The organism is Paracoccus sp. J55 (assembly GCF_000513975.1).
GTDB lineage: Bacteria > Pseudomonadota > Alphaproteobacteria > Rhodobacterales > Rhodobacteraceae > Paracoccus.
Genome location: NZ_AZVA01000004.1, coordinates 170675 through 185874 on the forward strand (window position 1 = coordinate 170675; position 15200 = coordinate 185874).

Here is a 15200-nt window from a genome sequence, read left to right on the forward strand (position 1 = left end):
TGCTCCTTGAGGCTTTGGAAAGGGTTTTCGTTTTCAGACCTTGCGAGCCCGGCTCAGTGCGCCGGATGCAGCGCGTCCTTCAGATAGACGCAGGTCAGGATGGTGAAGACATAGGCCTGGATCAGCGCGACCAGCACCTCGAGCCCATACATGGCGGTGATGGCGACGACCGAAACCGGCGCGATGGCGGTGATGGCGGCGAAGGCGGCAAAGACCTTGATCACCGCATGGCCCGCCATGATGTTGCCGGCAAGACGGATCGAATGGCTGACCGGCCGCACGAAATACGAGATCAGCTCGATCACCGCCAGGATCGGGCGCAGCGCCAGCGGCGCCGAGCTGACCCAGAACAGGCCCAGGAAATGCGCGCCGTTCTTGACGAAGCCCAGCACGGTGACGCCAAGGAAGACCAGAACCGCCAGAACCGCCGTGACCGCGATATGCGAGGTCGGCGAGAAGCTTTTCGGCAGCAGCGCCAGGAAGTTGGCGAACAGGATGAAGCAGAACAGCGTCATCACATAGGGGAAGTATTTCAGCCCGTCCTTGCCGGTCACGTCCTCGACCATCTTGCGGACCATGCCGTAGAGCAGCTCGGCGATGGACTGGACCCGGTTCGGCACGATGGCCCGGCCGCGGGTGCCAAAGACCAGCAGCGCGGTGATCGCCAGCGCAGCCAGCGCCATCCACAGCGTCGCGTTGGTCGGCGTATACCAGTTCACCGGCCCTTCGCCAAACAGCGGTTTGACGACGAACTGGTCCATCGGATGGAAAACCAGACCACCTGCTTCTTCTTCTGCCATCGTCATTCACCCTTGTCGTCGCCGGGACGCCCCGGTGTCTTGCCTATCTCGTTCGCGGTCCGCATCATGGTCTTGATGCCGGCCACCAGGCCCAGCAGCACGAAAACCACCATGAAGACCGGCCGCAGGCCGGTCAGATAGTCCAGCCCGAACCCGATCCCGAAGCCGATGGCCAGTCCCGCCACCAGCTCGGTCACCATGCGCCAGGCCATATTGGCCTGGCTGAAATGCTCTTCCCCGCGCGACGGGGCCTTGTCCGCCGCCTTCTTGCCCAGCCGGGCCTCCAGCGCGCGCAGCCGCTCCGCGTCCCGGGTCCGCGCGGCGTCATGGTCGTCCTCGGCCACGGCTCACACCCCCGTTATCGGTTGGCGCGGTGATAGGGACTCGCGCCCCCCGAGTCAAGCAAGCGACCGGATCAGTCAAGCTATTGAAAAGATTGAATACGTGAAAAGCCCGGCGCGACGGAAAACCCGGTCTTGCGGTCCGGGGCGCATCCGCCGCATATTCAACCGGCAAGTTAAGCAAAGCCGATGTCCGCTCAGCAACCCAGCCTCGACGCCATTTTCTCCGCCCTCGCCGACCCCACGCGGCGGGCGATCCTCGGCATGCTGCTCGAGGACGACATGGCGGTGACCGACGTGGCGGCGCCGTTCGAGGTCAGCCTGGCGGCGATCTCCAAGCATCTCGCCGTGCTGGCGGCCGCCGGGCTGATCCGGCAAGAGCGGCGCGGACGGATCATCTGGTGCAAGCTGGAACCCGACGGGCTGCGCAGCGCGTCGGTGTGGATGCAGGGTTTCGGCCAGTTCGAACCCGTGGATCTGGACGATTTCGAGCGGTTCCTGCGCCAATCCCTGGCGCTGACGGATGGCGAAGAAGCCAAGGCCTGACCCCGATTGCCCGCACAATAGCGACAAAAGTTGCGCAATCGCCACATATTGCCCGCATGTTCAAAGACAAATCGTGCTTTTGTTGATAAATGCAAGGTTGCATTTAAACCAATATGCACAACCTTGAATTGCCAAAGGGGGATCCATGGAATACCGGATCATCACGGCGACCTTTGGAACCCAGGTCCCCAACGATCCCGGGGCCACCGGGTCGGACAAATACCTGCCCTTCCTGAACCGGCGCGACATCGACTTCTCGCAGGCCGACATGGCCGAGATCCGGATCGAGGACGACGACCCGGCCTTCGGCTATCTCTCGCGCGGCGGCTCGGGCAGCTTCTATGACGATCCGGGCAGCGAGGGCGGGCAGTCCCTGGCTGAAAGCGCCAGTTTCGGCCATGGCGCGGGCGCGCAGATGCTGGCCGCCGGCCAGCGCATCTCGCTCCAGGACGCCGCCATCCTGCGCGATGCCGAGGGCAACGAATTCTACGTCACCTTCCCCACCTATGTCGATTACGACATCACCGGCTATCCGATCGAGATCGGCGACCGCCATACCGTCCTGATCATCCCCAGGCAGCGCCAGGATGCCGACGGGCAGAGCCATTGGCCGCAATTCCGACAGGACGCGCTTTACCAGTTCGTCGGCAGCTACAAGATCGGCATCGGCCAGACCTCCCTCCCCTACGACCAGACCGTCAAGGCACCGCCCTGCTTCACCCCGGGCACGCTGATCGAGACCGGCCTGGGCCCCCGCCCGGTCGAGACGCTGGCGGCGGGCGATCTGGTGCTGACCCGCGACCACGGGCTCCGGCCGCTGCGCTGGATCGGCGGCCCGCAGCTCGACCCCGCACGGCTGGACCTGCAGCCGAACCTCCGCCCGATCCTGATCGCAGGCGGCGCGCTGGGGCCGGGCCTGCCGGCGCGCGACCTGGTCGTCTCGCCCCAGCATCGCATCCTGCTGCGCTCGGCCATCGCCCGGCGCATGTTCGGCACCGAGGAAATTCTGGTCGCCGCCCGGCAGCTGACCGCCCTGCCCGGCATCCGCCCGCTCCATCCCGCCGGGGGCGTGACCTACCTGCACCTGCTCTTCGACCGGCACGAGCTGGTGCTGTCGAACGGCTGCTGGACCGAGTCGCTGCTGACCGGCCCGCAGGCGCTGATCGGCCTCTCATCCGCCGCGCGCCGAGAGATCTTCGCGCTGTTCCCCGGGCTTCCCGACGGCGCGCCCACGCCCGCGCGCGTCCTGGCGACCGGGCGCGAGGGCCGCAGGCTGATCCAGCGCCACCTGAAGAACAGCCGCGCCTTCCTGCCGGCCTGATCCCGGAAAACGCAAGAAGCGCCGGGCACAAGGCCCGGCGCCGTCTTCATTTCACGGTGATGCGACCGTCCAGCTTCGGCGTGAAGCCCGGCCCCTGCCTGGCCAGGTATTCCGCCAGCACATCCGCCAGATCGGGCCCGAAATCATAGGCGTTCATCGCCTTCTCGGCAAAGACCCGGTAGCCGTCCCCTCCCGCGCGCATGTAATTCTGCGACACGACGCCATAGACCGCTGCGGGGTCGATCGGCACCCAGTCCGACCCGTCGCGCACCTGCACGTCGCTAATCCGGCTGCCGGCCGGGGCCGAGGCGTCCAGCGTGTATTTCAGCCCCGCCACCTGGGCGAAGCGCCCTGCGCCCTCCTCGATCTGGCTCGCGCCGTTCTCCAGCGCCGCCACCACGTCCTCGCCCTTCAGCTGGAAGGTGGACAGGGTGTTCTGGAAAGGCAGGACCGAGAGCACGTCGCCCATCGTGACCTCCCCTGCCGGAATCGAGGCGCGCAAGCCGCCGCCGTTCTGGATCGCGATGGTGATGCCCTGGTCCTTGACGCGCGCCAGCATGGCGTCGGCGACCAGGCTTCCCATCTCGCATTCCCGGGCGCGGCACGATTCCCGGCTGCCGTCGATCGGCGCCGCGATCTCGGCCACGCGCTTCTGCTTGAGCTGCTCGATGGGCGCGCCCATCTCCTTGACCCGCGCCGCCAGCTTCTCGTCCGGCACGACCGAGCCGTCCAGCAGGATCGGCTGGCCCTCGGCCTTGATCAGCTTGCCGTCGTCGTCCCAGGTCAGCACCAGATGGCCCAGATACTTGCCATAGGCATAGGCGGTCGCCACCGGCACCTCGGCGCCGTCGGCGCCCTTGACCATGGTCGGATAAGGCCCGGCGGCCCCCTCGAACTGTCCCAGCAGCGTATGGCTGTGCCCGCCGATGACCGCGTCCAGACCGGCCACCTCGGCGGCGAATTCCTGGTCGCGCTTGTAGCCGGAATGGGTCAGGGCAATGATCTTGTTCACGCCTTCCTCGGTCAGCTCCTGAACATCGGCCTTCAGGCTGTCCATGTCGTCCAGGAAGATCACCTTCTCGCCCGGCGAGGCGGTATCGGGCGTGTCCATCGCCAGGGCCGAGACGATGCCGATCTTCTCGCCGCCGACCTCCAGCACCAGCACGTCGTCGATCTTGTCCTTCAGCTCGGGCGATTGCGACAGGTCCAGATTGCCCGAGACGATGGGGAACTTCGCCCCCTCGGCCAGGATTTGCAGCCCCTGCGGCCCGTCGTCGAATTCGTGATTGCCCACCGCCATGGCGTCGAAGCCGATGGCGTTCATGAACTCGACCGTCTCCTTGCCCTTGTAGGTGGTATAGAACAGGCTGCCCTGATACTGGTCCCCGGCGTCCAGCACGATCACGTTCTGCCCCTCGGCCTTCAGCCCGTCGCGCAACTCGCGGATCTTGGTGGCCAGACGCGCCACGCCGCCAAAACATTCGTCCTTCGCCTCGGCCTCGGCATCGCAGGTGCTGTCATAGGCGTTGATCGGCTCGATCCGGCTGTGGAAATCGTTGATATGCAGCACATGCAGCGTGTAATCCGCCTGCGCCGCGCCCGCAGACAGCGCGACGGCAGCCGCCGAAACCAGAAGCCAGCCCTTCATCTCCATCCCTCTCACCCCGAATGTCTGAACGAGGGGCAGATTGCGGGATGGCAGTGACGCCGTCAATTGACGAAGCCGTGGCTTGACGGCCCGCACAGCGCGGCGCATGAACCGGCCATGCTGGTTTACAAGATCTTTCGCGCGGCCGAGTTCCAGGCCTTCCAACGGCAGGGCCGCAGCGCCGGTGCGCCGGTGGACCTGCAGGACGGCTATATCCATCTCTCCACCGCCGCACAGCTGCCCGGCACGCTCGCGCGCCATTTCGCCGGACAGGACGGGCTGCACCTGCTGGCGCTCGACGCCGAAACGCTGGCCGAGCTGCGCTGGGAACCCTCGCGCGGCGGCGACCTCTTCCCGCATCTCTATCGGGAGTTGCGCGCCGGAGATGTGCTCTGGAGCCGCCCCCTGCCCCTCGGACCCGACGGCCACGACACCGGAGACCTTGCATGAGCCCCATCGAGCGGCTGGGCCTCGCCGCGCTGCATCGCCTCAACCCGGAACGCGCGCATGATCTCTCGATCCTCGCGCTGCAACGCGGGCTCGTGCCGCTGCCCGGCAAGCCCGTCACCTCGGACCGGCTGCGCAGCCGACTGGCCGGGCTCGACCTGCCGAACCCGGTCGGCCTTGCCGCCGGCTACGACAAGAACGCCCGCGCCCTGCCCGCGCTGATGCGTGCCGGCTTCGGCTTCGTCGAGGTGGGCGCCGCCACCCCGCGCCCGCAACCCGGCAACCCCAGGCCGCGCCTGTTCCGCCTGACCGAGGACCGCGCCATCATCAACCGCTTCGGCTTCAACAACGAAGGCGCGCCGGCCATCGCAGACCGGCTTGCCCGGCGCCCGGCGGGCATCCCGGTCGGGCTGAACATCGGCGCGAACAAGGACAGCGCCGACCGCAGCGCCGATTTCGCGCAGGTCGTGCGCCTTGCCGGTGCCCATGCCGATTTCCTGACCGTCAACGTCTCCTCGCCGAATACCGAGAAGCTGCGCGATCTTCAGGGACCCGAGGCCCTGTCAGCACTTCTGCAAGGGGTTCTGGCCGCGCGCGACGCGCTGCCGAACCGCCCGCCCGTGTTCATCAAGATCGCTCCCGATCTCGATGACGCCGCCCTGGCGGACATCGCCGCCGTGGCCCTCTCCGCCCCGGTCGATGCGATCATCGCCACCAACACCACGCTTTCGCGCGACGGGCTCGATTCGCCCCATGCCGGGGAAGCCGGCGGCCTTTCCGGCGCGCCGCTCTTCGACCGCGCCACCCGCATCCTCGCCCGGCTCTACCGCGAGACGCAGGGCCGCCTGCCTCTGATCGGCGTCGGCGGCATCGGCTCGGCCGAGCAGGCCTGGCAGAAGCTGCGTGCCGGCGCCTCGGCCGTCCAGATCTATTCCGCGCTGATCTATCAGGGATTCTCGCTCGCCGCGCGGATCGCCCACGACCTCGACGAACGGCTCGCGCGCGAGAATGTCACGCTGGCCGAACTCACCGGCAGCGGCAACGCGGACTGGCCCTAGAACAGGTCCTCGTGACCCAGAAGCTGGTTCATGGTGTTCGACGGCTCCGAGCAGCCGGCATCGCCCACGATCCGCGCCGGCACCCCGGCCACGGTCTTGCAGGGCGGCACCTCGGCCAACACCACCGAACCGGCGGCGATGCGCGAGTGATGCCCGACGCGGATATTGCCCAGCACCTTGGCACCGGCGCCGATCATCACGCCGTTGCCGATCTTGGGATGGCGGTCGCCGTCTTCCTTGCCGGTGCCGCCCAGCGTCACCGAATGCAGCATGGACACGTCGTTGCCCACCACTGCCGTCTCGCCGATGACGATGGAATGGGCATGGTCGATCATCACCCCGGTCCCGATGCGGGCGGCCGGATGGATATCCACCCCGAACACTTCCGAACAGCGCATCTGCACGAAATAGGCCATGTCGCGGCGGCCCTGCTGCCACAGCCAATGACCTATGCGATAGGCCTGCAGCGCCTGGTAGCCCTTGAAGAACAGGATCGGCTGCATCAGCCGATGCGTGGCCGGGTCACGGTCATAGACGGCCAGCAGGTCGGCCTGCGCCGCCGCCGACAGTTCCGGCGCACGGGCAAAGGCATCGTCGGCGATCTCGCGCAGGATCTGCTCGCTCATCTCGCGCGAGGCGAGCTTCAGCGAAAAGCGATAGGCCAGCGCCGCCTCGAAGGTCGCATGGTGCAGCAGCCCGGCATGGATCAGCGCGCCCAGCAGCGGCTCGTCGCGCACGGCGATCCGCGCCTCGCGCTGGATGCGCCCCCAGACCGAATCGCGGGGGGCGTCCCGAGCATCGGAAAGCGGCTCGATCATGTCTTTCTGCAGGTTCATTCAGGCGCGCCCGTCAGTTTCATCCCTCGAGTCTAGCGGAAACCGACGGGCGCGAAAAGACCGTCAGTCCGGCAGCCGCAACTCCCACCAATGCAGCACGACGCGCACCCTGCCGCCGGTGAACTGCCCGCCCGTGGCGGTCAGCCGCAGCGGCACCGGCTCCCAGAAGGCGGTCGGAGGCGACAGCACCCCCCGCGCCCAGGAACCCTGCGCCTTGCCCAGCCCCTGCCCGAACCGGCCAAGACTCTGGGCATCGCCCGCCGTGCCCAGCGACCACGAGGCTGCGCTGCCGGTGATCGCCTGCAGCACCCGCGCCGTCGCCCCGATGACCAGCCCGCCCGGCGGAATGACCATCGCGGTCTCGAACCAGGCACCGCTGCCCAGCGTCACGTCCTCGGACAATTGCCGCGCCAGCAGGCCCGAGCCGTGCTGGCCCAGCGTGACCGCACCCGGCACCCAGACCGTGCCGTCATGGATCGCCACCACCCCCTGATCGGCGATAACCGCGCGCCGGCCATAGGCAGGCTGGACAAAGATCCAGCCGCCATTCGCGCCGATGGCCACCTTGCCGCCCTGCCCCTCCCAGGCATTGACCGCACCCGGCGGCACGGCCCAGCACATGCCGTCCACCACCGTCTCGGGCGGGGCGATGCGGGTCAGGCTCTGCAGCACCAGATCGACCTGCCCGTCCAGCCGCAGCAGCGCCTCGTTCACCGTGACATGTTTCTGCGCCTGCGCCGGCATCAGCAGCGGCAGGGCGCAATTGGCGGTCGTGTTCTCAGGCATCGATCATCCTCCTTGCATGGGGCCCGGCCCCGAACGTGTCTGAAAGCTGGGCGACCTCGATGGCAAAGCCGCCCCCGGCGATGGCCTGGGACCAGCTGTTCGCCGGCACCACCCAGCGCGGCTCCGCCACCACAGCCTCGGCAAGCACCAGCCCGTCGCGGACCAGCCGGGCCGAGTAACGCTCCTCCGCTTCGCCCAGCGGTACGTCCGGCCCGTCCCAGCCGTCGCCCTGCACCCGCGTGCGGCGGATCCAGGTCACGACCCGGCCGCGGACTTCCAGGTGACAGGGCGACAGCGGCCGCAGCCCGGCACCCCGGAACGCCGCGGCGACATGGCGATAGCTCGGGTCGTCCGGCGCGCGCGTGGCCGGCCCGATGCGCCAATGCCGCAGCTGGTTGCGGGCCGAGGGCGCCAGCTCCACCTGACGCGCCGCGCCGTCCAGCAGCACCACCACGCTGCCCGAGGGCCAGACCGCCGGCATGAAGGCATCCGTCCCCGCCTGCCCGCGCAGCCGGGTCGATATCTCCCACAGCCCGGCCGAGACCAGCCGCGCCTCTGCGAACTGCAAAAGCTCCCAGCCCTCGGCCGAACCGTCGCCGATCGCCAGCAGGTTGGCGCCCGCCATCAGCGCCTCGGGCGAGGCGGATTCCAAGGTGCCGCCCTTCATCCGGACCCGCAGCGCCGGCCCGCGATCCCAGACCCCGGGCCGCGCCGCCGAAAGCGGACCTTCGGTCCGCCCCATGATCGCCGGTTCGGCCAGCGTCATGTTCAGCCCGTATCCTCCCGCCTGCTCGGTCGAGACCCAGACCGCCGCCGCCCCCGGCCAGGGCGTCGCCGTCACCGCCAGATGCGGGGCATGCGGCGCCTCGTCTCCGCGCAAGAGCGGCAGGTCCAGAAACACCGGCCAGACCGGGATCGGCGGCACGAAGGGCCGCAGCGCGGCCTCGCCCTCGACCACGCGGGCCGGCCGATAGACCCCCGGCTCGACCCGCACCGCGTCCACAGTGATCGCGCCTGCCCGCTCGACCCGGTCGATGCGCCAGCGCCGCGCCCCGGCACCCGGCTCCGCCAGCCGCACCACATCGCCCGGCCCCAGACGCCCCAGCGAGGGCGGCAGGGCAAAGCGCACCCCGTCCCGTGCCACCGCCGTTTCCGACAGCCAGCGTTCCGCCAGCGCCCGCCCCTCGCCGCGCGTCAGCGCCATCGCCAATTCGCTGTCCGAGACCGCCAGGAACTCCGCCCCCGGCATCATCGTCTCGGCCGTGCGCGCGGCATAGTCGCCGCCCGCCTCGACATGGGTCAGCCGGATGCGGCCCACCATCTCGGCATCGGCGGCGCGCGAGACCTCGACCGCATCGACCTCCTCGGCCAGCGCCATGTCGTCGGGGCCCAGCTCGGCGTCGATCTGCGCGCCGCGCATGACGAAGCGCAGAACACCGTCGCGCTCGACCGCATCGAAACCATGCGCCAGCATCAGCGGTTGCAAGGCCGCGCGGCCGCTCTCGGCCCCCGACAGCGCATAGCCGCGCACCAACCCCCGCAACCCCTCGGCGTCAAAGGCGCGCACGCCCGCCTCTCGGCAGATTTCCGCCACGACATCGGCCAGCGGCACGGCGCCCGCGCGGCCGTTCAGCCAATGCCCGCGCTCCCATGCGGGGCCGTCCGACCACAGGTCGATGCGCGCCGGGAAGGCCGGATAGGGCCGCGCATCCCAGCACCAGACATGCGCGCGGCCCATGTCGATCATCCGCCCCGCCCCAGTCCGGCCGAAGGCCCCGCGGGCCGGGTTGTTCGCCGGGTCCGACCAGAACTCGGTCATCGCCCGCACATAGGCCGCCTGGATCACGTCGTCGCGCCGCCCGTCCGAAAAATAGGGCAGCATCGATTCCGAGCTCATCGCGTCCAGGAACTTGTTGGGCTGGTTCGTGCCCTTGTCCAGCGCCGCGCAGCCCATCTCGGTGAACCAGACCGGTTTCGAGCGCGGCACCCATGCCGTCGGCTGCGCCAGCCGCACCCCGCCGATGCGGTCGTGGTGCCGGTTCTGCCACCAGCCGCGGATATCCTTGTAGCGCCAGACCCAATGCTCGTGATGCGCGCCGTCGCGAATCTCGGTGCGCCGCTGCGCCTGCCGGTCGGCCTCGCTGGCGTAATACCAGTCGTAGCCCTCGCCCCCCGCGACATTGGCGCGCAGATAGGCCGGATCGTCTATGCGCCCCCAATGGGCATCCAGATGCTCCTCGCCCTCGCGCCAGTCCGACAGCGGCATGTAATTGTCGATGCCGATGAAGTCGATATTTTCATCCGCCCAGAGCGGATCGAGGTGGAAATGCACGTCGCCATTGCCGGGCTGATGGCCGAAATATTCCGACCAGTCGGCGGCATAGCCGATCCTGACCCCTTCGCCCAGAATGCCGCGCACATCCGCCGCCAGCCGCTTGAGCTGTGCGACGGCCGGAAAGGAATGGCCGGCCCCCATGATCGTCGTCAGCCCGATCATCTCGGATCAGGAAGGCGTCGATGCCGCCTGCCGCCGCGCAGAGATGCGCATAATGCAGGATGAAGCGGCGATAGGACCATTCCTCCGGTCCGCTATAGGTGATCGTCCGGCCATCGCGCGAAAAATCCCCCGCCTCGGCCGCGCCGAAGAACCGCGCCACCTCTGCCTCGGCCGCTGCCGTGCCGGCGGGACTGCCCGGGCGACCGGGCGCGATGCTGGTGGTGATCCGCCCGCGCCAGGGCATGACCGGCTGATGCGCCGCGCCGCTCCACGGATCGGGCCGGCCGTTGCCCGCCAGCTGCTCCATCAGGATGAAGGGATAGAACACCGCCCTGCGTCCGCTCTCGGCGATCGCCCGCAGCGCCTCGATCACCGAGCCGTCGGCCGGGGTGCCGCCATAGATCGGCCTGCCCTCCACCCGCGCCACCTCGGACGCGCCCTCGCGACCGATGCCGCCCGCGCGCCAGGCCATCTCGCGCCCGTCGCGCGACAGGTCCTCGACCTTGGGCCGTACCGAGCACTCACCGACCCGCAGGTCGTCGCCAAACCAGGACACCACCAGCGAGACCGAGCCGACATTCGGCAATTCCCGGCCCAAGATCCGCATCGAGGCCAGGAAATCGGTCGGCGCCACGGCTGTGTTGTGATTGACCACCTGCGTCTCGCCCAGACCCAGGTCATAGCTGACCGCCGTGGTCGCCAGCGAATATTCCCCCGTGCCGGGAATCATGGCGACGGCCCGCACCTCGCGCGACAGACCCCGTCCCTGCTTCGCCGCCCGCGTCACCTCGAAGGACAGCTGCGGCACCCGGTTGCCCCAACGCTCCAGCGCCAGGTTCTCGAAGACGACATAGGCGATGCCGCGATAGGCCGGAGCCGCCTCGCCCTCCTGCGCGGCGATGGCCGGGTCGGGCAGCTGGTCCTCGTCGCCCGGATAGACGCGCATGTTCAGCTCGTCGGCCGGGATCTCCTCGCCATCCGCCCAGATGCGGCCCACGCCCAGGATCGGCCCCTCGCACAGCGCCAGCGCAAAGCTCAGCCGATAGCCGATCTCGGTCACGCTGGGCCCCGCGCCCTTGCCGCCGCCATGCCTGCGCCGCGTCTCGACCAGAGGGCCCGCCCAGATCGCATGGCCCGGCACCCGCATCTGTCCCCAAAGCCGCGGAATCGGCGTGCCCTCGCCCGCGGTCTGGATGCGCAGCCGGTCCACCCGCCCCGTCTCGACCGCCTTCGAGCCGCCGCCCAGCAGGCGCTGGTCGATGACCCGCCCCAGTGTCGCGCCCACGGCCCGGCCGATGACGGCGCCTGAAAGCCCCAGAACCGTGCCGCCAAAGCCCGCACCCAGCGATGCGCCCACCGCCGCCAGCAGAATCGTCGCCATTGCGCCCTCACCTTTCCCTCAAACCGGCGGAAACCGGAACCGTCCCGCAATCCGCGCCCGCCAGGGCGCCGAGAGCGGGCTTTCGACCACGCCATGCCGGTCATAGGCATGGACAAAGCTCGCCCGTTCGCCGGTTTCCGCCACTATTCCCATATGCTTGGCGACCGCCCCGGCCCGCATGCGAAAGACCAGCACGTCGCCCGGTCGCTCGGCGGGCGCAGGCAGCAGGAACCGCGCCGCGCCGCCCAGCAGCAGCTCGACCCCGCCGACCTCGCCCCAGTCCGGCGTATAGGCCGGCATGGCCTCGGGCTCGGCGCCGAAGAACTCGCGCCAGATGCCGCGCACCAGCCCCAGGCAATCCGTCCCCGCCCCCCGAACCGAGCCCTGATGCACATAGGGCGTGCCGATCCAGGCCCGCGCCGCCGCCACCACCGCCGCTTCTGCCGCCGCACTCATCGGTTCACCTTGGGCGCGATCAGCCAGTCCTCGGGCGGCAGATGCGGAAAGCCGCGGAAGTTCAGGTAGTTCAGGAACTTCATCCGGCAGGTCTCGCCCCGCTTGTCGCAGCCCGCGACCAGCCGCACCCGGTCCCCCGCCGCCGGCCGGATGCCCAGCGCCGTCCAAAGTTCGACCTCGCGCCGGGCGCCCGGCAGGACGGCATCCGCCTTGACCAGACCCGACAGCCCCGCCGCCGCGCCCGTCAGCACCACCAGCTGGCCATGCTCGAACCAGCGCGCATCATGCCCGGCCACGCCCGACAGCGTAAGCCGTCCGCCCTCCTCCGAGGCCACCGCCCCCTCGGCCGAATAGCCCGGCCGCGTCAGGTCGAAGCGGCACTGTCCATCGCCCAGCGCCGCCGAGCAGCGGGGATGATAGACCCGCCCCTGCGCCTTGTTCAGGGGCTCGGACAGCCCGCGCAGCTCGGCCCGGAAGGCCGCGCCGCTGCGCACCACCTCGCCCAGATGGCCGCGAAAGATCAGCCGCCGGTTGGCGGTATCGGCCCAGTCCACCTCCCACAGCCGCACATCGGCCGCGTCCCAGCGGCCCGCCATCAGGTCGCGCTCGGTGATCGCCGCATCCGACAGCGCACCCACCGCCTCGCTGTTGTCGACCGACAGGCCCAGCCCCTGCACCACCGCCCGCGCGCTCAGCCCGCTGTCGGGGCGGAAGGCGATGCCCTCGAAGGACAGCGGCCGGTCGTGATCGGTGAATCCCAGAACCACCCCGTCCCGCCGCCGGACCGCCCAGGCCCGCGCAATCGTCTCGCTCATAGCCGCACCTCCACCACCGGCACCTGCGGCAGGTCGCCGGCCTGGAACGACGCGACCGAGACCGCGATGCGGTCGGTGTCGAAGCGCACCGGCACGTCGAACTCGAACCCCGCCGTGACCATGGCCCCGGCCTCGGGCGGCGCGGCGAAACTGACCACTCCCGTGGCGATATTCACCGCGAAATCCACCCCGGCGCGCAGTTCGACATTGCCGACCCCGGCCAGCACCGTGTCCTCGACCGGCTTCGCCACCGGCCGCCAATAGCGCGCCGGCCCCGAGGCATAGGCCTTGCGCAGCGCAAATTCCCGCCGCACCCCGTCGCCCATGCCGATCTCCTGATCCAGGAAACTCACCGCCGCGCTTGGGGCGCAGGACTTGCAATCCGCCCAGTCCTTCCAGCGAAAGCCGTGCATCTGCCCGGCCCGCGCCTCGAAAAAGGCGATCAGCGCCGCCACATCGTCCAGCGAGCGCAGCCCCAGCCCGGCGTCATAGCGCCGCCGCGAATGCGCCCAAGGCGTGCGCCGCTCCTCGTGGCCGTTGGTCAGCGCGACGATCTCGGTCCGCCGCTCGGGCCCGCCGACCGAGCCGAAGGACAGGTTCGCCGGGAACCTGATCTCGTGAAATGCCATCTCAGCCGTTCCTTTCCCCGCGCGCCAGAAGCCGGCCCATCTGCGCGGCGATCTGGCTCTGGCTGCGCTGGAACCCCGCCACATCGGGGGTCGAGACGTTGAAGGTCACATTGACCGGCCGCCCCCCGCCTGCCGCCGCCACCCCCAGCCGCCCGTCGGCGCCGCGGCGCAGGGGCATGATCGCCTCGGCCCCGGCCTCGCCCATCAGCCCGGTCGCGCCGCGCATCGGGAAATAGGTCGGCTGGCTGACCACGCCGCCCTTGGCAAAGGGCAGCACCCGCCCCTGCGAGAACGCCGCCCCCTGGCCAAAGGGCAACGCCGCCGAGACCATGCCGTTCACCCCCTGCGCGATGGCCCCGGCCAGCGCCTGCTCGACCGGCTTCATCGCCACGGCGAAGGCGGTATCCGCCATGCTGCGCGCGATGCCCTTCAGGGCGTCCGACAGCTTCATGCCGTCGAAGACCAGCCCCGAGAAGGCCCGGCGCAGCCCGCTGCCGATGCCCGATGTCAGCGTGCCGACCTCGCGATTGGTATAGATCATCGACTCGCGCAGCCGCGCCAGCTCGGCGTCGAACGCCGCCGCCATCCGCGCGCTCTGGTCCAGGCCCTTGCCCAGGGCGGGCCCGTCCTCGTCCAGCCGGTCGAATCCGTCCTTGTTCGCCACGACGGCGCCTCCTCTTTCAGATGTTCATGTCGCGGGCCGGTCGGGATAGCGCGCGACCAGCTCGGCCAGCCGGTCGCGGGTCATCGCGCCCCCGCGCCCCGGCTCGACGCCCAGCATCAGCGCCAGCTCGGCCGGGGTCAGTGCCCAGAACGCGGCCGGCGTCAGCCCCAGCCCGCCCAGCCGCACAGGCCCCAGACCGGCCCGCAGAAGCCCCGGCCAGTCCAGCCGGCCGCTCATGCGCCCTCGATGCGGAAAGCCCGCGCCAGCAGCGCCGCCGCCGCATGCGCCGCCGCCACCGGCCCACCGCGCAGCTCGGCGGCGGCCAGCTCCTTCATGCCGCCCGGCCAGCCGCCCGCCCGCAGGCCCGCGACCAGCACCGCCATCACGTCGCGGCTGGAGAACCGCCCGCCCTCGAAGCGTTCGACCAGCGCGATCATGCTCTCGGCGCCCAGTTCCGCCTCAAGCCCGGCCAGGGCGCCCAGCGTCAGCTTGGCCACATGCGCCCGGCCATCGAGAAAGATCTCGACCTCGCCCGCCAAGGGATTGGCCATCTCAGAGGGCGACGAAGCTGATCGCGCCCGCGCTTGCCATGGAAATCTCATAGGTCGCCTCGCCATTGTAACTGCCCGCATATTCCAGCGCCGTGATCTGGAACGGCCCCTCGACGGTGCCGAAATCCGGGATCACCACCTGGAAGCGCGGCACCTCGCCGTCGAAGAACACCTGCCGCGCGCGTTCGTCCGTGGTCCCGTCCCGAAACACCCCGGACCCCGAGATGCTGGCCGAGCGCACCCCCGCGCCCGCCAGCAGCTCGCGCCAGCGGCCCTCGCTCTCCAGGCTCGTCACGTCCACCGTCTCGGCATTGAAGCCCAGCCGGGTCGCCCGCAGCCCCGCCACGGTCTCGAAATGCCCGTCGCCGGTCATGTCCATCTTGATCAGCAGGTCGCGTCCGTTCTGCACCGCCATCACCGTCTC

The 15200-nt window shown here is 69.6% G+C and carries 16 protein-coding genes and 1 pseudogene; 4 read left to right on the forward strand and 13 right to left on the reverse strand.

All coding sequences use genetic code 11. The features are described from left to right. Nucleotides 1-53 precede the first annotated feature (53 nt). A complete protein-coding gene (locus tag PARJ55_RS0106100) occupies nt 54-800 on the reverse strand; it encodes a F0F1 ATP synthase subunit A (protein ID WP_028712218.1) in 747 nt (248 codons plus the stop codon). 2 nt (nt 801-802) lie between these two features. Then, nucleotides 803-1144 carry an AtpZ/AtpI family protein gene (locus tag PARJ55_RS0106105; protein WP_028712219.1) on the reverse strand — a complete coding sequence of 114 codons (342 nt, stop codon included), beginning with the start codon at nt 1142-1144 and terminating at the stop codon, nt 803-805. Between the two features lie 186 nt (nt 1145-1330). Between PARJ55_RS0106105 and PARJ55_RS0106110 the strand changes: the two genes are divergently transcribed. Then, a complete protein-coding gene (locus PARJ55_RS0106110; RefSeq protein ID WP_028712220.1) occupies nt 1331-1687 on the forward strand; it encodes a helix-turn-helix transcriptional regulator in 357 nt (118 codons plus the stop codon). Nucleotides 1688-1832: 145 nt separating this feature from the next. Continuing rightward, a complete protein-coding gene (locus PARJ55_RS0106115; protein ID WP_028712221.1) occupies nt 1833-3008 on the forward strand; it encodes a Hint domain-containing protein in 1176 nt (391 codons plus the stop codon). Between the two features lie 46 nt (nt 3009-3054). Here the strand turns inward: PARJ55_RS0106115 and PARJ55_RS0106120 are convergent, their stop codons facing one another. Further along, nucleotides 3055-4656 (reverse strand): bifunctional UDP-sugar hydrolase/5'-nucleotidase, encoded by a 1602-nt coding sequence (locus PARJ55_RS0106120; RefSeq protein ID WP_028712222.1) that lies wholly within the window; start codon nt 4654-4656, stop codon nt 3055-3057. A 117-nt stretch (nt 4657-4773) separates the two neighbouring features. Between PARJ55_RS0106120 and PARJ55_RS0106125 the strand changes: the two genes are divergently transcribed. Both PARJ55_RS0106125 and PARJ55_RS0106130 read left to right on the forward strand, forming a co-directional pair. Further along, nucleotides 4774-5106: a DUF952 domain-containing protein gene (locus tag PARJ55_RS0106125; RefSeq protein ID WP_028712223.1), complete on the forward strand. Its 333-nt coding sequence runs from the start codon at nt 4774-4776 to the stop codon at nt 5104-5106. Further along, on the forward strand, nt 5103-6161 hold the full coding sequence (locus PARJ55_RS0106130; RefSeq protein ID WP_028712224.1) for a quinone-dependent dihydroorotate dehydrogenase: 1059 nt from the start codon (nt 5103-5105) through the stop codon (nt 6159-6161). The genes PARJ55_RS0106125 and PARJ55_RS0106130 overlap by 4 nt, the downstream gene beginning before the upstream one ends. On the opposite strand, the gene cysE is transcribed toward PARJ55_RS0106130, so the two are convergent. The 10 genes and pseudogenes from cysE to PARJ55_RS0106180 all read right to left on the reverse strand — a co-directional run bounded on the left by cysE (nt 6158) and on the right by PARJ55_RS0106180 (nt 15191). After that, a complete protein-coding gene (gene cysE / locus PARJ55_RS0106135; RefSeq protein ID WP_028712225.1) occupies nt 6158-6997 on the reverse strand; it encodes a serine O-acetyltransferase in 840 nt (279 codons plus the stop codon). The two genes, PARJ55_RS0106130 and cysE, sit on opposite strands and share 4 nt — an antisense overlap. Nucleotides 6998-7060: 63 nt before the next feature. After that, nucleotides 7061-7783, reverse strand: a complete 723-nt coding sequence (locus PARJ55_RS0106140) for a DUF2793 domain-containing protein (RefSeq protein ID WP_028712226.1) — start codon at nt 7781-7783, stop codon at nt 7061-7063. Next, a pseudogene (locus PARJ55_RS21545) lies at nt 7776-11661 on the reverse strand (glycoside hydrolase/phage tail family protein). The gene PARJ55_RS0106140 and the pseudogene PARJ55_RS21545 overlap by 8 nt, the downstream one beginning before the upstream one ends. 18 nt (nt 11662-11679) lie before the next feature. Further along, nucleotides 11680-12117, reverse strand: coding sequence for an NlpC/P60 family protein (locus tag PARJ55_RS0106150; RefSeq protein WP_028712227.1), 438 nt, complete (start codon nt 12115-12117; stop codon nt 11680-11682). Then, nucleotides 12114-12932, reverse strand: a complete 819-nt coding sequence (locus tag PARJ55_RS0106155) for a DUF2163 domain-containing protein (protein WP_028712228.1) — start codon at nt 12930-12932, stop codon at nt 12114-12116. Before PARJ55_RS0106155 ends, PARJ55_RS0106150 begins: the two co-directional genes overlap by 4 nt. After that, nucleotides 12929-13561, reverse strand: coding sequence for a DUF2460 domain-containing protein (locus PARJ55_RS0106160; protein WP_028712229.1), 633 nt, complete (start codon nt 13559-13561; stop codon nt 12929-12931). Before PARJ55_RS0106160 ends, PARJ55_RS0106155 begins: the two co-directional genes overlap by 4 nt. Before the next feature lies 1 nt (nt 13562). Then, entirely contained in the window at nt 13563-14225 is a 663-nt protein-coding gene (locus PARJ55_RS0106165; RefSeq protein WP_028712230.1) for a phage tail tape measure protein, read from the reverse strand. Between the two features lie 24 nt (nt 14226-14249). Further along, on the reverse strand, nt 14250-14462 hold the full coding sequence (locus tag PARJ55_RS0106170) for a phage tail assembly chaperone (protein ID WP_028712231.1): 213 nt from the start codon (nt 14460-14462) through the stop codon (nt 14250-14252). Continuing rightward, nucleotides 14459-14776, reverse strand: a complete 318-nt coding sequence (locus PARJ55_RS0106175) for a gene transfer agent family protein (protein WP_028712232.1) — start codon at nt 14774-14776, stop codon at nt 14459-14461. The genes PARJ55_RS0106170 and PARJ55_RS0106175 overlap by 4 nt, the downstream gene beginning before the upstream one ends. 1 nt (nt 14777) lies before the next feature. Beyond that, nucleotides 14778-15191 (reverse strand): phage major tail protein, TP901-1 family, encoded by a 414-nt coding sequence (locus PARJ55_RS0106180; RefSeq protein WP_028712233.1) that lies wholly within the window; start codon nt 15189-15191, stop codon nt 14778-14780. Nucleotides 15192-15200: the final 9 nt, after the last annotated feature.